Source organism: Candidatus Pelagibacter sp., assembly GCF_052049855.1.
Classification (GTDB): domain Bacteria; phylum Pseudomonadota; class Alphaproteobacteria; order Pelagibacterales; family Pelagibacteraceae; genus Pelagibacter.
In genome coordinates this window covers 310,463-329,878 of record NZ_JBNGZE010000001.1, presented here as the reverse complement: position 1 = coordinate 329,878, position 19,416 = coordinate 310,463, and the positions used below count along the sequence as shown (strand labels likewise).

Here is a 19,416-nt window from a genome sequence, read left to right as displayed (position 1 = left end):
TCTATGGAAATTAATATAAATTGTGATTTAGGGGAAAAATCAAAACATCATTCAAATAAGAATGATCCAAATTTACTCGAAATAGTAAATTCAGCTAATGTAGCATGTGGTTACCATGCAGGTGACGATGATTCTATGAAACAAGTAGTTCAAATTTCAAAAAAAAATGGTGTTAGTATTGGAGCGCATCCATCTTTTAAAGATCCAGAAAATTTTGGAAGAAAAAGAATGAATCTTCCGTCAAAAGAGGTGAGAAAATTAATAATTGATCAATATGAAATTCTTCAAAAAATTGCTCAAGATCATGGAGAAAATGTTACTCATATTAAACCACACGGCGCTTTAAATAATATGGCTTGTGAAGATATTGATTTAGCTACTACTTTAGCAAAAACAATAAATGAGATTAGTAAAGATTTAATTTATTTGGTTCCTACGGTATCTAAAATGGAACAAGCAGCAAAAAAAATGAACATGCGTATAGCTTGTGAGATTTTTGCAGATAGAAATTATGAGGATGATGGCAATTTGGTTTCTAGAAAAAAACCACACGCTCTTATTACTGATCCAGAAGAAGCGAAAAAACATGTGCTAAATATGGTTAAAAATCAGTCGCTTAATTGTCACAGTGGAAAGCAGATACCTTGTGAAATTGACTCTGTGTGCATACATGGGGATAACGAAAGTTCGTTATCTACAGCAAAATCAATAAGAGAAAACCTGTTAGAAAATGGATTACAATTAAAACCTTTAAATAAAATGGAGAAATTTATAAATGATTAAAAAAATATTTATAATTTTAATTTTAACATTGTTTACGACAAGTTCTTTTTCTGCAGGATCAGATTCAACTTCTTCAAAAGTAAAATCAAATTATGATAAAGCAGTAGAGTCAATTAAATTTGCAAAAAAATATGAGTCAAAAGGTAAACTTGAAAAGGCAAAAAAAAGATATGCTAAAGCTCAAAAACTACTTTTAAAATCAAACTCAGAAAAACCTAACAAAGCTGATACTTTAAATTATTTAGGTTTTACTACTAGAAAACTTGGTGATTACGAGAACGGTGAAAAATATTATCTACAAGGTCTGAAAATTGAACCTAATCATATAGGTATAAACGAATATTTGGGTGAACTGTATGTTGCAACAAATAGATTAAACTTAGCAAAAGAAAGATTAAAAATATTAGAAAACTGTAACTGCAAAGAATATACCCAGTTAAAAGAAGTTATTGAAGGTACTAAAAAGTCTAAATATTAATTTAAACACTAAATATAAAAATAAGCTGGTGTTAAAATCACCAGCTTAAAAATAGTATTTATTGAAAAATTCACAAATTGAAATAATATTATCCCATCTTGATTGAAGAACTCATAATTTTAACCAATATAATTTTTATAACAATTATATTAACAGCAGATAATGCTGTGATTGTTGGATCTATCGCTTCAAATTTTGTTCCAAAAAATAGGAAACAAATAATTCTTTGGGGTGTAATTGGAGCTTTTGTTTTCAAAATATTTTTTGCAATTTTTGCAACTTTTTTATTTGAATTTTATTTTATAAAAATTTTAGGTGGTTTATTGTTAATTTGGATTGTAAATGATTTAAGAAAAGATTTATTAGACATTAAAAGAGTAAAGCCCACTACAAAAAAAGGAAAAGAACCTTCTTACATAAGCAGTATTGGAAAAGTTTTGTTTGCAGATATCATGATTAGTTTTGATAATGTTATTGGTGTAGTTGCAGCTGCAAAAGGCTATTTTGGATTTATGATATTTGGACTTATGTTATCAGTTGTTTTAACCGGCGCTTTAGCGACATATATGGCTCATTACATACAAAGACATATTTGGATAGCTTATGTTGGCTTGGTATTTATATTAATTGTTGGTCTTCAACTAGTAATTGGTGGATTGGTCGATCTTGAAATATTAAATATTAATGAAGAATTTAAAAAATATTTTTAATTAATAAGAATTTTTTTTATTTGGAAATTTAAGTTTTTTAACTTCTTTTGAATAATTTGAGACAGCTTTAGATATATAATTTCTAATATTAGCATATTTTTTTACAAACCTATAATTCGTTGGATTCAAGCCAATTAGATCATCAATTACTAATATTTGACCATCACAATATTTAGATGCTCCAATGCCAATAGTAATTATATTTAAATTTTGAGTCACAAGCTTTGCCAAAGAAGTTTCAACACATTCTAAAACAACCGAAAACACGCCTGCTTTTTGTAATAATTCTGAATCCCTTATAATATTATCTCTCTCTAATTTTTTTTTACCTTTAAATTTGAAAGTTTTATCTGACTGAGGAAGTAAACCTAAATGTCCCATAACTGGAATTTTATTTTGTACTAAAGTTTTGATTATTTTATAAATTTTTTTTCCACCTTCTAATTTCACTCCATCACATTTAGTTTTACTCATTATTTGTTTTGCATTTTTCAAAGCCTCTTTAGAATTTCGATAGGTGTTGTGTGGCATGTCAACGATCATTAAACTTTTTTTTATACCCAATCTGACACTTTTAGAATGTTCAATCATGGTATTTAAACTTACATCTCTTGTAGACTTATAATTGTATAAAACAGATCCAAGAGAGTCTCCGACAAGTATTATATCGCAATAATTGTCTAAAATTGATGCTACGTTTTTTGAGTAAGCAGTTAAACTTACAATTTTTTGTTTATTCTTTTTTTTTATAAAATCTAAAATTTTTTTTTTCATCGACCTACCAAGAGCCGGTATTTCCCATGGAAACCCAAGGTTCTTTAGGTTCTAGATTTCCCTCTTGAAGTATTTCAATTGAGATTTTGTCTGGTGATCTAACAAAAGCCATATGACCATCTCTTGGAGGTCTATTAATAGTATAGCCCATATCCATTAGTCTTTGGCAGGTTTCATAAATATTATTTACTCTATAGGCAAGATGACCAAAATTTCTTGAACCTTCACCAAGCTCGTCACCATCCCAATTATATGTTAATTCTATTTCTGCTTTTTCGTCATCTGGTGCCGCAAGAAAAATTAAAGTAAATCTTCCTTTTTCATTTTCCATTCTTCTTGTTTCCTTCAAGCCAAGCCCTTCACAAAAAAATCTTAATGACTCATCTACGTCTTTAATTCTTATCATTGTATGTAAATACTTCATAATATTGATTTATAATTAAAAACTACTCTAATTCAATAGTGCTAGGTGGTTTGGAAGTAACATCATAAACTACCCTATTTATACCCCTTATACTATTTACTATTTTATTTGATACAGCTTGTATGAAAGACTTTTTAAATTCATAATAATCTGCTGTCATTCCATCTTCAGACGTAATTGCTCTCAATAAACATAAATACTCATATGTACGATTATCACCCATTACCCCTACAGTTTTGACTGGGAGTAATGCAGCATAAGCTTGCCAAATCTTATGATAAAGACCATGATCTCTCAAAGATTGAATGAAATGATTATCAGCCTCTTTTAGAATTTTAATTTTTTCATTAGTTATTATACCTGGCATTCGGATTGCTAAGCCTGGTCCAGGAAAAGGATGTCTGGAAATAATTTCTTTACTTAATTTTAATTCTAATCCTAATTTTCTTACCTCATCCTTAAATAAGAATTTTAATGGTTCTACTAATTTTAAATTCATTTTTTTTGGTAGGCCACCAACATTATGGTGTGATTTTATTTTAGAAGTTTGACTACCAGTAACTGATTTACTTTCAATTAGGTCTGGATAAAGAGTGCCCTGAGCTAAAAATTTAACATTTTTAATTTTCTTAGCACACCTCTCAAATATTTTAATAAATAAATTACCAATTATTTTTCTTTTTTTCTCTGGGTCAGAAACATTTTTTAATTTTTTTAAAAATTCTTTTTCAGCATTTACATAAATTAAATTCATTTTTAAACGCTTCTTAAAAGTTTGAACTACTTGTACTTCCTCATTTTTTCTAAGAAGTCCAGTATTTACAAATATACAATAAAGTTTTTTACCAATAGCTTTATTCAATAATTGAGCGACTACACTACTATCTACACCACCAGATAATGCACAAATAACTTTGTTATTTCCAACTTGTTGTCTAACATCTTTAATAAGCTGATTTTTTTGATCCCTAGGGGACCAATTTTTTTTAAGTTTGCAAATTAAAAATATAAAATTACTTATTAATTTCTTTCCATTCTCTGTGTGAGTTACTTCGGGATGAAACTGTACTCCATAATATTTTTTTATTTTATTTTCAACAATTGCAAATTTCGAATTAGTGCTTGATGCAACAACTTTAAAATTTTTAGGTAGTTTTGAAACTTGATCAGCATGGCTCATCCAGACTTGTTTGGATTTTTTATTTCCAAAAAAATTAATTGTTAAGGGACTGTTATTTTTTTTGTAAACATTAGCTAGACCAAATTCTCTGTGTTTTGATTGTTTTACTCTTCCACCATTAAGTTTTGATAAAATTTGATGCCCAAAACATATTCCAAGGACTGGTATATTAAGTTGTAAAATTTTTTTATCAAATGAATACTTGTTTTTTTGATAAACATTTAATGGACCACCTGATAATACTATTCCTTTAGTGTTGTTATTAATGTATTTCAGTTTTATTTTTTTGTGGCTAACTATTTCTGAAAAAACGCCTAATTCTCTTACTCTTCTTGCAATTAATTGGGTAAATTGAGAGCCAAAATCTATTATTAATACTTTATTAAGATTTTGATCAGGACTCATTATTTTCAGGTTCTATATTTTTTAATGAATCTTGAATATCCTTTTTTTCGTTGCATAAATTTTTGCAAACTTTCACAAACGTATCTGAAAGATCTTTGACTTTTTCATAATTTGATTTTTCTAAAGCAATTTTCATTAACATCAATAAAGCTTCCTCATTATCAGGCTCAATTAAAAGAGTTGTTTCTAAATTTTGCTCTTCTTTTCTTTGATTTTTTTCGTGGTTATAAATTTTTGCCAAATATAAATATGAATTTGCATCTTTTGGATTAAAAACTATATTTCTCTCAAATAAGAAACGTGCATCTTCATATTTTTCTTTTTTAAATAATTTTAAAGCTTGATTAAAAAAGTTTTCTTTACCAAAAGATATACTATTAAAAGAAGCTATTAAAAGTATTAATCCTATAAATTTAAAAAATTTGCTCATTAATATTTACTATCTTTTTTTACCACATCTACATTATGAACCATACTTTCATAAAATCCAGCTTTTGTAATTTTCACAAATTTTGGTTTATTTCTTAATTTAATAATGGTTTTTGATCCAAGATACCCCATGGAAGATTTTAATCCACCAATTAATTTATAAATTATATTTCCAACATCCCCTTTATATTTTACAAAACCTTCAACACCCTCAGGTACGTATTTTGAAGAATCTTTTTGTTTTTTTTGAAAGTATCTATCAGCTGAACCTTTATTCATGGCTCCTACGGAGCCCATTCCTCTAAAACTTTTAAAGAGTTGTCCATTTTTTTTAATTAATTTTCCAGGACTTTCGTTTGTACCTGCAAATAACGAGCCAATCATTACAGCATCAGCTCCTGCAGCAAAAGCCTTTGCTAGATCACCAGAATATTTTATTCCTCCATCTGAAATTATTTTTACATTTTTATTTTTTAAACCACTTCTTACAGCTAAAATTGCGCTTAATTGGGGAACTCCTATTCCAGCAACCAATCTTGTTGTACAAATAGAACCTGGTCCTATACCGATTTTAATTATATCTACTCCTAATTTTATTAGGAATTTTGCAGCTTCTAGTGTTGCAATATTTCCTGCACATAAAGCAATTTTTTTAGTTTTTATTTTTTTTATATATTTGATTATTTCTGCAACTTTCTTTGTATGGCCATGTGCTGTGTCTACTACGATTAAATCTACACCTTCTTTAATTATTTCTTTAGCTCTAATAAACTCATTTGGTGCCGCACCTACAGCAGCTCCAACAATTTGTTTTTGTTTTTTTACTTTTTTTATCTCTGATAATTGTTTTTTTATATCGAGATTTCTATGGATTACCCCAATACCACCAGCTTTAGCTATAGCTATTGCCATTCTGCTCTCTGTGACAGTATCCATTGCAGATGATAATAGTGGAATTTTAAGTTTCAAATGCTTTGTTAAAGATACACTAGTATCTGCATCAGAAGGTAATATTTCTGAATACTTTGGAGCTAATGTAACATCGTCAAAGGTAAGTGCTTCTTTTATGGGAACCATAATCTTTTATATACGATTCCTTCTAAATTAAAAGTCTCTATCGAATTTTTCTACAAATTATAAAACTTTCTTTTGAATCTTTTCTGCTAGATTTTGGTTTAAAAACCTTAACTTCTTTAAAATATTTTTTTCCTTCTGCGACGATTTCGTTAAATGTTCCACCCATAAAAATTTTTGAAATAAAATATCCATTTTCTTTCATTAAATCTTTTGCAAAAAGCATCGCTTCTTTACACAGTTCTCCAGTTTGTATTGAGTCTATATTTTTTATACCAGTTGTATCTACTGCCATATCAGACATTACGACATCGACTTTGCTGTTTATATTTTTTTTAATTTCTTCTTGAGTTTTTTCTTCAGTAAAATCTCCTTGAATTTGAATGCTATTACCGATGGGCTGCATTTTTTTTAAATCTATCGATATCAACTTTCCACTTTTAGCTGATTTAAGAGCATATTGTGACCAGCTTCCAGGAGCTGCACCAATATCAATTACTGATAATCCACCTTTAAAAATTTTAAATTTTTGATCAATTTCGATTAATTTGTAAGCTGATCTAGCACGATAACCATCTACTTTGGATTGTCTCACATAGATATCTCTACGCTGTTTATTAACCCAGTTCTTGGATATTTTGTTTTTTTTCAATTAGTTATTAAATCTTAAACTTTTATTTAAAATTTTACCTGTAAGAGTTTGAATATCTATCTTAATACTCTTGTTTAGCCTCATATCCTCATTATCTATCCAGATACCAGCAGCTAAATGCATAATCCCAATTTTATAATTTGGTAAATAAGGCTCTACCCATGTATCTTTATCCTCATCAAACTTTGGCAATAAATTACTAGTGATCCAATTACAGTTTAATGGAAGGAATTCGGTTTCGACATTATCAACGTACACAGACATATTCATCGCTAATTGTTCAGAGCCAAATATTTCTCCACCCATAAGTGTTTGTTTTAAATTTTCCTGCCATGAATTCCAGCACGCTGAATTTTTTTCTAAAGAAAAAACACCGATATTGATGTGAGGTGCAAAGGCTAACTTTCTTGCTTTTTCTAGACTAATATTAGATTTTATTGCGTGTTTAAAATTTTGAGATTTAATAATTGCTAGTTTTCCAAAAACCCAATTTACCCTTGAAGTAATCTTGTAACCTGGTCCGATAGTTTGTGTAATTCCTAATTTACCATTTTCACAAGCTTTAAAATAAAGCTCAACAGATTGCCAATCATTGACCCAAGCATCACAATCAATCCATAAATATTTTTCATAGCTCGGAAAATATTTGGGTAAAAAAGCCCTAGATACTTGACTCTTTAACCATTCACGTCCTTTAATTTTACTATCTGGAACTTTTATATCCCACTCTGCTGGTTTTATCTGATCTACTTTTGTTGATAATTTTGTTTTTTGATCATCTGATAAACCAGCATCTAAAATACAGATTGCAACTTCAGAACTCTCTTTAAATTCTTTTATAGAGTCTATTAACTCATTTAATAAAGGGAAATAATTTGAATCAGCTAATGATACAATCACATTTTTTTTCATTATAAAATATCTTCGAGATCATCATCTTCGTCTTTATAATTCTGATCTTCGTTTTGTTTTTTTAATTTTTGATAATGAAAAAAACTAATTGGAAGCATACCTAAATAAATGATTGCACTAATAGATATAACGTTAAATGGATATATTAGAAGTAATCCAAAAAATAAAACTATTCCAAATAAAAGAAAAATGGTTGCTTTTCTTTGAATTACAATTTTTTTAAACGAATAACTTGGAAATTTACTGATTAATAATAAAGATGTAATAATAAAAAAGACCGGGACAACTATATCATAATTAATATTTATAAAATCAAAGCTTGTAAGACTAAAGATTAATGGAGTTAGAACTAAGATACCTCCTGCTGGAGATGGAACTCCTTCAAAAAAATTATCTCTCCAAGAAGGTACTTGACCTGTATTTACGTTAAAACGAGCTAAACGTAATGCAACACAAATTACATATATTAAACATAACAACCATCCAAATCTGCCTAATGTATTTAATTTCCAGAAATACATAATGAATGCTGGGGCTACTCCAAAACTTATCATATCTGTTAAGGAGTCTAGCTCTTTACCAACTTTTGATGTCCCTTTAATTAATCTTGCTATTCTTCCATCTAATCCATCAATAAGAGCAGCAAACATAATTGCTATAATTGCAAATTCAAATTTTCCATCCAATGCAAATCTGATCGAAGATAAACCTATACAAACTCCAATAAGAGTAAGCATATTAGGTAAAATCACTCTTGCGTTAGTTTTTTTATCTGTAACAATTTTTAAATTGTGTTTTGGCTGTTCCATAATTAATTTTTAGCCAGCAAAGTTTCTCCTGAAATCGCTGTTTGACCAACTTTGACTAAAGGTTCATAATTTTCATAATAAACATCTGCTCTACTACCAAATCTAATCATCCCAATTCTATCGCCCTGGTTTACTTCCTGATTTTTATTTGTTTCACAAACAATTCTTCTTGCAACTAATCCTGCGATTTGAACGACTACAATATCATTCCCATGCTTATCTTTAATTTTATAATAATTTCTCTCATTGTCTTCGCTTGCTTTGTCTAAAGATGCATTCAAAAATTTACCTGGTTTATATAAAATATCCTCAACCATACCTGAGCATGGTGTTCTATTTACATGGCAATCAAAGACATTCATAAAAATACTTATTTTTTTAAATTTTTTGTTTTCTAATCCAAGTTCTTTTGGACCATCTACTTCCTCAACTTTAATTATTTCACCATCTGCAGGGCTAACTAAATAACTGTCATCTCCAATGATAATTCTTTCTGGATCTCTAAAAAAATAATAAACCCAGATCGTTAGTAATATTCCTATAAATCCTAAAAAATTATTTATAATTAAAAAAATAATAGTAATGAATACAGCTATTACTATAAACTTATAGCCTTCAGTATGAATCTTTGGAAATATCTTACTAAACATATTCTTCTATTTGCTAAATTTCGATTAATATGTATATAAAATGGTCAAATTCAATTATTAAGATAATTTTTATTTAATGAGCAAAATCAAGGTAAATAACCCGGTAGTGGAGCTAGATGGTGATGAAATGACACGAATTATATGGGAGTTCATCAAAAACAAACTAATTCTTCCATATTTAGATCTTGGTATTGAATACTATGATTTAGGAATGAAAAGCAGAGATAATACAGACGATCAGATCACAATACACTCTGCAAATGCAATCAAAAAGATTGGTGTTGGAATAAAATGTGCAACAATTACCCCTGATGAAGCAAGGGTAGAAGAATTTGATTTAAAAAAAATGTGGAGATCTCCTAACGGAACAATAAGAAATATAATTGGGGGAACAGTATTTAGAGAGCCAATAATCTGTAAAAATATTCCTAAACTTGTACCCTCTTGGACAGATCCAGTAATTATTGGAAGACATGCATTTGGTGATCAATATAGAGCAACGGATTTTAAAGTTCCTGGAAAAGGAAAAATGGAAGTAAAGTGGACATCAGAAGATGGAAAAGATGAAATCAAATATGAGGTTTTTAATTTTACTGGCCCCGGTGTTGCTTTATCAATGTACAATTTAGATAAATCTATTGAAGACTTTGCAAGATCTTGTTTCAGTTATGGGTTAATTAAAAAATGGCCTGTTTACATGTCTACAAAAAATACGATACTAAAACAATATGATGGAAGATTTAAAGATATTTTCCAAGAAATTTTTGACAAAGAATACAAAAGTGAATTTGAAAAAAATAATTTGACTTATGAACATAGATTAATTGATGATATGGTTGCATGTGCAATGAAGTGGAGTGGTAAATATATTTGGGCTTGTAAAAATTATGATGGAGATGTCCAATCAGATACTATGGCTCAAGGTTATGGGTCTTTAGGATTAATGACAAGTACATTGTTAACACCAGACGGAAAAATAATGGAGGCAGAGGCTGCACACGGAACAGTAACTAGACACTATAGAATGCATCAACAAGGAAAAGAAACTTCAACCAATCCTATCGCATCAATTTTTGCGTGGACTAGAGGATTAGCTCACAGAGGTAAGTTAGATAATAATGATGCACTAATTAAATTTGCTCAAACTTTAGAAAAAGTTTGTATTGAATGTGTGGAAAGTGGATCAATGACAAAAGATTTGGCAATTCTTATTGGTCCTGATAGCAAGTATTTAACTACCAATCAGTTTTTAGATGAAATTGATGGTAATTTAAAAAAGAAATTAAATTAAACTCTTAAGCTTTTCAAAAGCTTCCTCAATTTTTGATTGATCCTGTCCACCAGCTTGAGCAAAGTCTTTTCTTCCTCCACCGCCTTTACCACCGATTATTTCTGATCCAACTTTAACAAATTTTACTGCATCAAACTTGCTGGTTAAATTATCTGTTACTCCAACTGCTAAGCCAACCTTGTCATCTTTATTTGCAAACACAACAACAATACCTTCGCCTAAATCTTTTTTACCTTTATCTACAAGTTTTCTTAATTCTTTTGGAGGTAATCCATCTATTTTTTGAAGTCTCAACTTAACTCCATTAATTTCATCATCTTTAATAATATTTTTTGATTTATCCTCTAAAATTGCATTTACTGAGATGGTCTCTAATTGTTTAGTTAAATTTTTTATTAAAGTTTTTTGGTCAGCTTCTTCTAAACTTGGCTTTCCACCAAGTTTTATAATTTGCTGACTTAAATCTTTAATTGTTTCTTCGTCTTTTTCGGCAGATAAGTTTGATAATTTTTCTTTATTTTTTAAATATTCCTCTAATTGTTTATCTCTTAAAGCCTCAATTCTTCTAACCCCTGCAGCAATAGATGATTGGCTTACAATCTTAAATTTACCAATATCCCCAGTGTTTTTGACGTGCGTTCCACCACATAATTCAGTTGAAAAATATTTACCATCCTCGTCTCCCATTGAAAGAACCCTTACTTCATCTCCGTATTTTTCGCCAAATAATGCTAAAGCACCATTTTCAACTGCCTCATCAGGTGTCATTAATCTAGTTTTAACATCAGATTTTTTAGAGACCATTGTATTTACAAACTCTTCTATTTTATCGATTTCCTCATTCAAAATTGGCTTCATATGGCTGAAATCAAATCTTAATCTACTTGGCTCTACTAAAGATCCTTTTTGAGTTACATGAGTTCCCAGAACTCTTCGTAATGATTCATGTAGCAGATGGGTTGCTGAATGATAAGCACGAGTATTATTTCTTCTTTCCACATCAATTTTTAACTCTACACTTTCTTGAAGTTTTATAGATCCACTCTTAACCTTTCCATAATGGACAAATAAATCTCCAAGTTTTTTTTGAACATCGGTTACTTCAAATCTAAAATTATTCGATACTATTTCACCAGTATCACCTACTTGTCCTCCAGATTCCCCATAGAAAGGAGTTTGATTTACTATAATCATTCCTTCATCATTTTCTTTTAATTGATCTACCTCGTTGTTGTCTTTCAAAAGAGATAACACGACACCTTCTGCTTGATTAGTTTCGTATCCTAAGAATTCAGTTGGCTCAATTTTATCTTTTATTCCAAACCAGATATCTTCAACCGCTGCATCACCAGAACCTTTCCAATTTTTTTTAGCAAGCTCTCTGCTTTCCTTCATCAAAGAATTAAACTTTTCTGTATCAATTGACATTGATTTGTTTCTTAAAATATCTTCGGTAAGATCTAACGGGAAACCATAAGTGTCATATAATTTAAAAGCTACCTCACCTGGCAACACTTTATCTATTTTAGATATTTCATCATTTAAAATTTTTATTCCTCTATCTAAAAGAACTAAGAATTTTTCTTCTTCCATTTTTAAAGTTTCTTTAATTAAAGACTCAGCTCTAACTAATTCTGGATAGTTTCCTGACATTTCATTTTTAAGAGTGTCAAACAAATTATAAAAAACTGGTTCATTAGATCCAAGTAAATGAGAGTGTCTCATTCCCCTTCTCATAATTCTTCTAAGAACATACCCTCTTCCTTCATTTGAAGGTAAAACTCCTTCAGCTATTAAAAACGAACTTGCTCTTAAGTGATCTGCTATTACCCTAAAACTTGCAAGATTAGATTTGTCTGATTTAACTTTTGTAATTTCAGATGCAGAATTAATTATTTTTTTGAAATGATCTGTTTCATAGTTATCATGTGAACCTTGCAATAAAGCTGCAATTCTCTCTAATCCCATTCCAGTATCAACTGATGGTTTTGGAAGATTAATTCTTTTATCTTTAGTAACTTGTTCAAACTGCATAAAGACCAAGTTCCAAATTTCGATAAATCTATCTCCATCCTCATCTTTACTTCCCGGTAATCCTCCAGGTAAATGATCACCATGATCAAAGAATATTTCCGAGCATGGACCACAAGGACCTGTCTCTCCCATTGACCAAAAATTATCAGAAGTTGCTATTCTTATAATCCTATCATCGCTAAAACCCGCTATTTTCTTCCAAAAATTGAAAGCCTCATCATCCTCATGAAATACAGTTACATAAAGCTTGTTTTTATCTATTCCAAAATCTTTGGTTATCAAATCCCAGGCATAATGAATTGCTTGCTCTTTAAAATAATCACCAAAAGAAAAATTTCCCAACATCTCAAAGAATGTATGATGTCTTGGTGTGTAACCAACATTCTCTAAATCATTGTGCTTACCACCTGCCCTTACACATTTTTGTGAAGTTGTGGCTCTAACGTAATCTCTTTTTTCTAATCCTGTAAAAACGTTCTTAAACTGGACCATCCCTGAATTGGCAAACATTAAGGTGGGATCATTGTTTGGAACCAAATTACTAGATTCCACAATCTTATGATCGTTCTTTTCAAAATACTTTAAGAAAGTATTTCTTATTTCATTAAGCGTTTTGTCTGCCATATTTTTAAAATACAGCTTTTTTATTCTATGTCTAGATACTGTAGGGAAAAAAGGCGCTTAAATTAAGCGCCTTTTATTAATAAAGATGACCTATTAATTCTTTTTAGACGGAGGAGTAGCTTCTGCTTTATCAGCCTCTTCTTTTTCAGCTACTTTCTTTTCTTTTTCCAATTTTTCAGGATCGATTGGATTTCCTTCTATTTTCTTAGAAATCACACCTGCTTTTTCTCTAATTGCCATTTCAATTTCTGCAGCAACTTTAGGATTTTGAGCTAGATAAGTCTTAGCATTCTCTCTACCTTGACCAATCTTCTCACCTTTGTAAGCATACCATGCACCTGATTTTTCAATTATATCTGCTTTAGAACCAAGATCGACTAATTCACCCATCTTGCTAATTCCTCTTCCATACATCAAGTCAAACTCAACAACTTTAAATGGTGGCGCAACTTTATTCTTAACTACTTTCACTCTTGTAGAGTTACCAATAATTTCATCTTTATCTTTGATTGCACCAATTCTTCTAATATCCATTCTTACAGATGAGTAAAACTTAAGTGCATTACCACCAGATGTTGTTTCTGGACTTCCAAACATAACTCCAATTTTCATTCTGATTTGATTAATGAAAATCATCATCGTATTTGTATTTGATATTGAACCAGTTAATTTTCTTAATGCCTGACTCATTAATCTTGATTGAAGACCAACATGATGATCTCCCATCTCTCCTTCAATTTCAGCTTTTGGAGTTAAAGCTGCAACAGAGTCGATAACAATTACTGAAATAGAGCCTGATTTTACTAGTGTATCAGCAATTTCTAAAGCTTGCTCACCAGTGTCTGGCTGAGAAATTAAAAGTTCTTCAGTGTTTACACCTAATTTTTTTGCATAAACTGGATCTAATGCATGCTCTGCATCAACGAACGCACAAATTCCACCAGATTTTTGAGCTTCAGCAACAACTTGCAATGCTAATGTTGTTTTTCCAGATGACTCTGGTCCATAAACTTCAATAATTCTTCCTTTTGGTAATCCACCAATACCCAAAGCTAAATCAAGACTTAAAGAACCTGTTGAAACAGACTCAATATCCATCGCTCTCTTTTCACCAAGCTTCATTACAGAGCCTTTTCCAAAATTATCTGTAATTTGAGCTATCGCAGCGTCTAACGCTTTGTTCTTTTCTTTAACATCCATTTCTTGATCTTTAGTAGATTTAACTACTTTTAGGTTATTTTTCGTCATTTTTTGCCTCTTTTTTTAAATTTTTTAACACTCGAATCATGAAATAAATGTACACATTTTGTTCTCATTAGCAATATATTTATTTTTTAGTCAAAAAAATCAAATATTTACTTAAGTTTTAGATACTGGCTATTGAGAAGTCCTACTGCCTTCAACAAGCCGTATTGAGCCATTAGGAAATTTTTCTCAGAACTTGCTAGAGAAATTTGAGCAGAAAGTAATAATGAATTTGATTGAATAACATCAAGTGTTGTTCTTGATCCTCTTTCGTACTCTGCTGCAATTCCCTCGTTAGCTATTTCAGCAGCACTTACTTGAACTTTCACAGAGTTTAGAAAACTTTCAGAAGATTGCAAACTTGACCATGCGCTTGCAACATTAGTTTCATTTGTTCTAACTGCATCATCTAAAAGTAATCTTTTTCGAGTTGTTAGATTTGAATTTTTGCTAATTGTTGATCGTTTTTTTCCACCAGAATAAAAAGGCCAACTAAGAGTAGCTTTTAATACATCTTGTTCTTTTTCATCAACAGTAGAGCTTAAATCATCTGTGTAGGTTCTTTGTAATGATAATGATGCGGTAGGTTTTAAATCAGATTCTGAAATTGCTAAATCTTTTTCTGATTTTTCTAAGTCTAATTTTGCAATTAAAATATCTGGATTATTTTGTTTAGAAAGATTTAATGCTTCATCTAAAGTTGATGGTAAAGAGACAATTGCATTTGTATTCTTTTGTAACTGATTTGGATCACTTATTTTGCCAATTATATTTTCATAATTAAGTTTGCTAATTAACAAATCACTTTTAGCTTTTACAAACTCAGCTTGTGCACCTGCAAGTGATGACTCGGATTGTGCTAAGTCAGTGTTAGTAATTTGACCTCTGTCTCTTCTAATTTTATCATTTTCAACTTGCCTAATTAATAAATTTAAATTCTTTTCATTTATATCTAATGCTTCTCTTGCAAAAATTAAGTTTGTGAAAGCATAAATAGCATTGTGGAGAATATCCTGTTCTTTTTTTACTAACTGTGCTTTTGCTAAATCTAAAGCTGTAATATTTTTTTGAAGAGTTAATCCTCTTCCAAAATCTAATAAAGTTTGATCTAATTTAATCGAAGTTGAAAATGGATCTACATCACTGATAGTTGCATCTCCCCCACTTTGGTTTGTAAGTTTATTTGTATCCTCAAAACTTTGAGATCCACTCAAAGTTAAAGAAGGTTTATAATAACTTTTAGCAATATTTACATCCTCCTCTGATGCTTTAATATTTTCTCTTTCAGCGTTTAATTGAATATTGTTTTTATATGTTTGATTTAATGCATCGAGAAGAGTGACTGCGAAAGCGTTACTAAAATAGAATATTGATGCGATTATTATTATAAATATTTTTTTCATTTCGATTTATATACAGCAGTTTTAATTTGATGGTTACTGTTTAAATTTAAAATTATAGAGGCGTGTTTGGGCATATTTTTGAACATGTTTTGAGTTATTCTTTGGTAAGTTTGCATAAAATTTATTACGTCCCCTTTGCTCATTATTTTATGACCACCTTTTTTCTTTGTTTTTAACCATAGTTTGTGTTCCTGCTTTAATCTCCACTTTTGTAATAAACTAAAGTTTTTTGCTTTTAAGTAAATCATACAATTTAACTGAGAATATAGCTTTTTATATTTGGTCTTTAATTGCTGATTTACATATTTTCTCCAAACTAATTTACCATCATTAGCTTTTTCCATCGAATTAATAGATTTTTTTAATGTCTTATTATTTTCTGCTCTTGCTCCAACACACCATCCTTCAAAAATAATAACATCAGGTCTATTGTTAATTTTATTCCATTTGTTTTTAGGAAATCTGTCATCAATTGCCTTATTAAAATTTGGTAATTTTAATTTTTTGAATTTTTTACTTTTTGATTTTTTAAAGAAATCTAACATCATATTGATATCATGAGTTCCAGGAACTCCTCTAGTAAGTAACATTGGGTGTACTTTTTTTGATAAAGCTATTCTTTCTTTTCTAGTTTTGTAAAAATCATCAATAGAGATCTTGAATACTTTCAATTTAAAATATTTTTCTAATATTATCTTTATTATTGAACTTATTGTTGTTTTGCCTGTTCCTTGTCCTCCAGCTAAACCAACAAAGTAAGGTTTTTTGTTATCAGCTTTTTTTGCAATCCAAAAACATATTGGGATTAAAAAATTCTTAATCATCCCCTCTTTATTGCCAAACTTTTCAGTCGAAGTTTCTTGTGATTTAATAAATTTAAAACAATCTTTTTTAACTTTCTTAAAACACTCTTCAGATAATTTCATTAGACTTTTATTTTTCTTGATCCATCGGATGGTTTAAACCATCAAAGTTTGCTACTTCTTTTAAATCTTCTACTTTAACTTCATCTACACATCCCATATTAAAACCAGTCATAGCAGGTGCACTTCTTGGATTGTGATGGGTGTAAATTCCACATTCAGTACAAAAGTAATGGTTAGCAACTTTAGTATGGTACTGATAAAGTTTTAATTTATCTTGTCCTTTAGTAACTTTAAAATCTTCGTTTTTAACCATTCCCATTGTTGCATTTTTCCTTTTACATATTGAACAATTGCATCTTACAATTTTTGCTAATTCATTAATTGTAGCATTAATTTCTGCTTCAACAGCTCCACAATGACAATTTAATTTCATATAACTCCTTTTTTATTTTAAAACACTTTTTGCTGCAATCTTATTTCCATCTAAATCACGAATGTATCCGTAATAATTTCCATCTTTTCTAACCCCTGGTGCTCCCTCATCTATTGCTCCTTTCGAAATTGCAATCTCATAAAATTTTTCAACTGCTTCTTTATTATCTGCTAACAGTGTTACTTGTGATCCATTACCCATGGTCGCTGGTTTACCATTAACTGGATTAGTTATATAAAATATTACTTTCTCAGGTTCGCTTGAATGAGCATAACCAATATATTTTTCTGTTGTTAGAATTTTTTTTAAATTTAATGGTTCAAAAGCAGCATCATATAGCTCGCTTGATTTTTTATAATCATTAGAACCAACCATTACAAAATCTAAAATACTCATAATCAAATTAAAATTTATATAACTTAATAACCAACTTAAACTACTAGTGGTTGAAGTTATCCACAAGCATACAAAATGTAGTTTGGATGTTCACGTTTTGATTCACTTTTGATTCAATTACGGACTCAAAATACAACCTCTTGAGTGTATTGTATAAATGGTCTATAAAGTAGAACAAAACAAGAACATGAAACTAACAATCCCTTATTATCTACATAAAGCAGGCGCTGGTTTCCCTTCCCCTGCTACTGATTATATCGAAGAAGATATTGATCTGAACATGCATTTAATAAGAAATGTTCCAGCAACTTTCATCATCAGAGTTCAGGGTAAATCAATGGTCGATGTTGGAATTAATGATGGTGATTTATTAGTTGTCGATAAAAGTTTAAAACCAAAAAACTTTTCAACGGTGATTGCGAATGTTCATGACGAGCTTGTAGTTAAAACTTTAGTTCAAGAAAGAGATAAAAAATTTTTAACTTCTGGATCTAAAGAATTTGCTGACAGAATTTTAATTAATGAAGAACAAGATATTTTTATTTGGGGGGTTGTTACTTATGTCATCCATTCAACGTACTAAAAAAATAGCATTAATTGATTGTAATTCTTTTTACGTTTCCTGTGAGCGATTATTTAATCCAAAAATAAGAAGAAAACCTGTTGTTGTTTTATCGAATAATGATGGCTGTATTATTTCAAGATCAAATGAAGCAAAAGCTTTGGGTATTAAAATGGGAGAACCTTACTTTAAAGCAAAAGATATTATTCTTAAAAATAAAGTTGAAGTTTTTTCATCTAATTATTCTTTATATGGAGATTTATCAAGAAGAGTGATGCGAACTCTTAAAAGATTTAATTCAGAAATAGAAGTTTATTCAATTGATGAAGCCTTTTTAGACTTATCGAACTTTCCTGATAGTGAAGTAGAAAAAGTTGGAAAAGAAATTAGAGAAACAGTTTTACAATGGACTGGTATTCCAACAAGTATTGGAATAGCAAATACAAAAACATTAAGTAAAGTTGCAAACCACATTGCAAAGAAAAAACAATCAGGGGTCACAAGTTTAATTGGGATTGAAAACTTGGATCCTATTTTAGAAAAAGTCGAAATCAATGATGTCTGGGGAGTTGGAAGACAATTAACTAAATTTTATCAAAAGCATGGAATTTATAATGCTAGACAATTAAAAAATAAATCTAATACATGGATTAAGAAAAGTTCAAACGTTCTAAGTTCAAGAACCGCAATGGAGCTTAGAGGAATTTCTTGTATTGGATTAGAGACCACTACAACTAAAAGAAAAAGCTGTGTGGTTTCAAGATCATTTGGAAAAAGAATTGAAACGTTCCAAGAATTAAAAGAAGCAGTTGCAAACTATTGTTTAAATGCATCTGAAAAAATTAGATCAGAGTCTTTAGTTGCAAAAGCAATTACTGTATTTGTAAGAACTAGTCCTTTCCAGAGAAACTTTGGTTATTACTCAAATGCAAAGACCGTTGATTTTCCAATTGCAACAAACAACAGTATTGAAACAGTTAAGACAGCAGTTTCAATATTAGAAAGTATTTTCAAAAATGGTTATCGTTATCAAAAAGCAGGTGTGATGCTAACAGGACTATCTAATGCTAGTGATAAAACAAATTTATTTACTTCTGAAAAGGATGAAAAAATAAATAGCTTAATGAGATCAATTGATAATACTAATCATCGATACGGAAGATCTACTTTAAGTGTCGCTAGTGCAGGCGTTCATAAAAAATGGAATATGCGAAGACAATATTCTTCTAAAATTGATACAGCTGATTTCTATTGTTTGCCAACGATTAGGGCTTAGATCAAA

The 19,416-nt window shown here is 29.8% G+C and carries 21 protein-coding genes; 6 read left to right on the top strand and 15 right to left on the bottom strand.

The annotated features are described in order from the left end of the window. Window positions 1-3 precede the first annotated feature (3 nt). From ACTT9X_RS01740 to ACTT9X_RS01730, 3 genes are all read left to right on the top strand, one after another. Window positions 4-783, top strand: a complete 780-nt coding sequence (locus ACTT9X_RS01740) for a 5-oxoprolinase subunit PxpA (RefSeq protein ID WP_440933973.1) — start codon at window positions 4-6, stop codon at window positions 781-783. Beyond that, a complete protein-coding gene (locus tag ACTT9X_RS01735) occupies window positions 776-1,261 on the top strand; it encodes a tetratricopeptide repeat protein (RefSeq protein ID WP_440933972.1) in 486 nt (161 codons plus the stop codon). Before ACTT9X_RS01740 ends, ACTT9X_RS01735 begins: the two co-directional genes overlap by 8 nt. 98 nt (window positions 1,262-1,359) lie before the next feature. Next, a complete protein-coding gene (locus tag ACTT9X_RS01730) occupies window positions 1,360-1,971 on the top strand; it encodes a TerC family protein (RefSeq protein ID WP_440933971.1) in 612 nt (203 codons plus the stop codon). Here ACTT9X_RS01730 and panB read toward each other — a convergent pair whose 3' ends face one another. From panB to ACTT9X_RS01685, 9 genes are read right to left on the bottom strand one after another with little or no spacing between them, the layout of a single operon-like run. After that, on the bottom strand, window positions 1,972-2,745 hold the full coding sequence (gene panB, locus ACTT9X_RS01725; RefSeq protein ID WP_440933970.1) for a 3-methyl-2-oxobutanoate hydroxymethyltransferase: 774 nt from the start codon (window positions 2,743-2,745) through the stop codon (window positions 1,972-1,974). Window positions 2,746-2,749: 4 nt separating this feature from the next. Continuing rightward, a complete protein-coding gene (locus ACTT9X_RS01720; protein WP_440933969.1) occupies window positions 2,750-3,169 on the bottom strand; it encodes a VOC family protein in 420 nt (139 codons plus the stop codon). 22 nt (window positions 3,170-3,191) lie between these two features. Further along, window positions 3,192-4,754, bottom strand: a complete 1,563-nt coding sequence (gene guaA, locus ACTT9X_RS01715) for a glutamine-hydrolyzing GMP synthase (RefSeq protein ID WP_440933968.1) — start codon at window positions 4,752-4,754, stop codon at window positions 3,192-3,194. Continuing rightward, window positions 4,744-5,184 carry a tetratricopeptide repeat protein gene (locus ACTT9X_RS01710; RefSeq protein ID WP_440933967.1) on the bottom strand — a complete coding sequence of 147 codons (441 nt, stop codon included), beginning with the start codon at window positions 5,182-5,184 and terminating at the stop codon, window positions 4,744-4,746. Before ACTT9X_RS01710 ends, guaA begins: the two co-directional genes overlap by 11 nt. After that, window positions 5,184-6,260, bottom strand: a complete 1,077-nt coding sequence (gene guaB, locus ACTT9X_RS01705) for an IMP dehydrogenase (protein WP_440933966.1) — start codon at window positions 6,258-6,260, stop codon at window positions 5,184-5,186. Before guaB ends, ACTT9X_RS01710 begins: the two co-directional genes overlap by 1 nt. 37 nt (window positions 6,261-6,297) lie before the next feature. After that, complete coding sequence (locus tag ACTT9X_RS01700; protein WP_440933965.1) at window positions 6,298-6,909, bottom strand: RlmE family RNA methyltransferase; 612 nt, start codon at window positions 6,907-6,909, stop codon at window positions 6,298-6,300. After that, entirely contained in the window at window positions 6,910-7,821 is a 912-nt protein-coding gene (locus ACTT9X_RS01695) for a glycosyltransferase (protein ID WP_440933964.1), read from the bottom strand. Beyond that, complete coding sequence (gene pssA, locus ACTT9X_RS01690; protein ID WP_440933963.1) at window positions 7,821-8,630, bottom strand: CDP-diacylglycerol--serine O-phosphatidyltransferase; 810 nt, start codon at window positions 8,628-8,630, stop codon at window positions 7,821-7,823. The genes ACTT9X_RS01695 and pssA overlap by 1 nt, the downstream gene beginning before the upstream one ends. A 2-nt stretch (window positions 8,631-8,632) precedes the next feature. After that, the gene (locus tag ACTT9X_RS01685) at window positions 8,633-9,280 is read right to left on the bottom strand and encodes a phosphatidylserine decarboxylase (protein ID WP_440933962.1); all 648 of its coding nucleotides are present in this window, start codon (window positions 9,278-9,280) and stop codon (window positions 8,633-8,635) included. 76 nt (window positions 9,281-9,356) lie between these two features. On the opposite strand from ACTT9X_RS01685, the gene ACTT9X_RS01680 reads away from it, so the two are divergent. Beyond that, on the top strand, window positions 9,357-10,571 hold the full coding sequence (locus ACTT9X_RS01680) for an NADP-dependent isocitrate dehydrogenase (RefSeq protein WP_440933961.1): 1,215 nt from the start codon (window positions 9,357-9,359) through the stop codon (window positions 10,569-10,571). Here the strand turns inward: ACTT9X_RS01680 and alaS are convergent. The 6 genes from alaS to ACTT9X_RS01650 all read right to left on the bottom strand — a co-directional run bounded on the left by alaS (window position 10,563) and on the right by ACTT9X_RS01650 (window position 17,572). After that, a complete protein-coding gene (gene alaS, locus ACTT9X_RS01675; RefSeq protein WP_440933960.1) occupies window positions 10,563-13,229 on the bottom strand; it encodes an alanine--tRNA ligase in 2,667 nt (888 codons plus the stop codon). The two genes, ACTT9X_RS01680 and alaS, sit on opposite strands and share 9 nt — an antisense overlap. A 93-nt stretch (window positions 13,230-13,322) precedes the next feature. Further along, complete coding sequence (recA, locus tag ACTT9X_RS01670; protein ID WP_440933229.1) at window positions 13,323-14,477, bottom strand: recombinase RecA; 1,155 nt, start codon at window positions 14,475-14,477, stop codon at window positions 13,323-13,325. A 107-nt stretch (window positions 14,478-14,584) separates the two neighbouring features. After that, window positions 14,585-15,877, bottom strand: a complete 1,293-nt coding sequence (locus tag ACTT9X_RS01665; RefSeq protein ID WP_440933959.1) for a TolC family outer membrane protein — start codon at window positions 15,875-15,877, stop codon at window positions 14,585-14,587. Then, on the bottom strand, window positions 15,874-16,803 hold the full coding sequence (locus ACTT9X_RS01660) for a uridine kinase (protein WP_440933958.1): 930 nt from the start codon (window positions 16,801-16,803) through the stop codon (window positions 15,874-15,876). Before ACTT9X_RS01660 ends, ACTT9X_RS01665 begins: the two co-directional genes overlap by 4 nt. 7 nt (window positions 16,804-16,810) lie before the next feature. After that, window positions 16,811-17,176 (bottom strand): GFA family protein, encoded by a 366-nt coding sequence (locus ACTT9X_RS01655; RefSeq protein WP_440933957.1) that lies wholly within the window; start codon window positions 17,174-17,176, stop codon window positions 16,811-16,813. A 12-nt stretch (window positions 17,177-17,188) separates the two neighbouring features. After that, on the bottom strand, window positions 17,189-17,572 hold the full coding sequence (locus ACTT9X_RS01650) for a VOC family protein (protein ID WP_440933956.1): 384 nt from the start codon (window positions 17,570-17,572) through the stop codon (window positions 17,189-17,191). 187 nt (window positions 17,573-17,759) lie between these two features. On the opposite strand from ACTT9X_RS01650, the gene ACTT9X_RS01645 reads away from it, so the two are divergent. Both ACTT9X_RS01645 and ACTT9X_RS01640 read left to right on the top strand, forming a co-directional pair. Then, window positions 17,760-18,155 (top strand): LexA family protein, encoded by a 396-nt coding sequence (locus ACTT9X_RS01645; RefSeq protein WP_440934028.1) that lies wholly within the window; start codon window positions 17,760-17,762, stop codon window positions 18,153-18,155. Beyond that, complete coding sequence (locus ACTT9X_RS01640) at window positions 18,133-19,410, top strand: Y-family DNA polymerase (RefSeq protein WP_440933955.1); 1,278 nt, start codon at window positions 18,133-18,135, stop codon at window positions 19,408-19,410. Before ACTT9X_RS01645 ends, ACTT9X_RS01640 begins: the two co-directional genes overlap by 23 nt. The last annotated feature ends 6 nt before the right edge of the window (window positions 19,411-19,416 follow it).

Bases quoted from the DNA above. Each gene is read 5' to 3' on its own strand.
- ACTT9X_RS01645 (WP_440934028.1), top strand. From the start codon at position 17,760: ATGAAACTAACAATCCCTTATTATCTACATAAAGCAGGCGCTGGTTTC.
- recA (WP_440933229.1), bottom strand. From the start codon at position 14,477: ATGACGAAAAATAACCTAAAAGTAGTTAAATCTACTAAAGATCAAGAA.
- pssA (WP_440933963.1), bottom strand. From the start codon at position 8,630: ATGGAACAGCCAAAACACAATTTAAAAATTGTTACAGATAAAAAAACT.
- ACTT9X_RS01640 (WP_440933955.1), top strand. From the start codon at position 18,133: ATGTCATCCATTCAACGTACTAAAAAAATAGCATTAATTGATTGTAAT.
- alaS (WP_440933960.1), bottom strand. From the start codon at position 13,229: ATGGCAGACAAAACGCTTAATGAAATAAGAAATACTTTCTTAAAGTAT.
- ACTT9X_RS01735 (WP_440933972.1), top strand. From the start codon at position 776: ATGATTAAAAAAATATTTATAATTTTAATTTTAACATTGTTTACGACA.
- ACTT9X_RS01710 (WP_440933967.1), bottom strand. From the start codon at position 5,184: ATGAGCAAATTTTTTAAATTTATAGGATTAATACTTTTAATAGCTTCT.
- ACTT9X_RS01740 (WP_440933973.1), top strand. From the start codon at position 4: ATGGAAATTAATATAAATTGTGATTTAGGGGAAAAATCAAAACATCAT.
- ACTT9X_RS01650 (WP_440933956.1), bottom strand. From the start codon at position 17,572: ATGAGTATTTTAGATTTTGTAATGGTTGGTTCTAATGATTATAAAAAA.
- ACTT9X_RS01720 (WP_440933969.1), bottom strand. From the start codon at position 3,169: ATGAAGTATTTACATACAATGATAAGAATTAAAGACGTAGATGAGTCA.
- ACTT9X_RS01695 (WP_440933964.1), bottom strand. From the start codon at position 7,821: ATGAAAAAAAATGTGATTGTATCATTAGCTGATTCAAATTATTTCCCT.
- panB (WP_440933970.1), bottom strand. From the start codon at position 2,745: ATGAAAAAAAAAATTTTAGATTTTATAAAAAAAAAGAATAAACAAAAA.
- ACTT9X_RS01680 (WP_440933961.1), top strand. From the start codon at position 9,357: ATGAGCAAAATCAAGGTAAATAACCCGGTAGTGGAGCTAGATGGTGAT.
- ACTT9X_RS01655 (WP_440933957.1), bottom strand. From the start codon at position 17,176: ATGAAATTAAATTGTCATTGTGGAGCTGTTGAAGCAGAAATTAATGCT.
- ACTT9X_RS01660 (WP_440933958.1), bottom strand. From the start codon at position 16,803: ATGAAATTATCTGAAGAGTGTTTTAAGAAAGTTAAAAAAGATTGTTTT.
- guaA (WP_440933968.1), bottom strand. From the start codon at position 4,754: ATGAGTCCTGATCAAAATCTTAATAAAGTATTAATAATAGATTTTGGC.
- guaB (WP_440933966.1), bottom strand. From the start codon at position 6,260: ATGGTTCCCATAAAAGAAGCACTTACCTTTGACGATGTTACATTAGCT.
- ACTT9X_RS01665 (WP_440933959.1), bottom strand. From the start codon at position 15,877: ATGAAAAAAATATTTATAATAATAATCGCATCAATATTCTATTTTAGT.
- ACTT9X_RS01685 (WP_440933962.1), bottom strand. From the start codon at position 9,280: ATGTTTAGTAAGATATTTCCAAAGATTCATACTGAAGGCTATAAGTTT.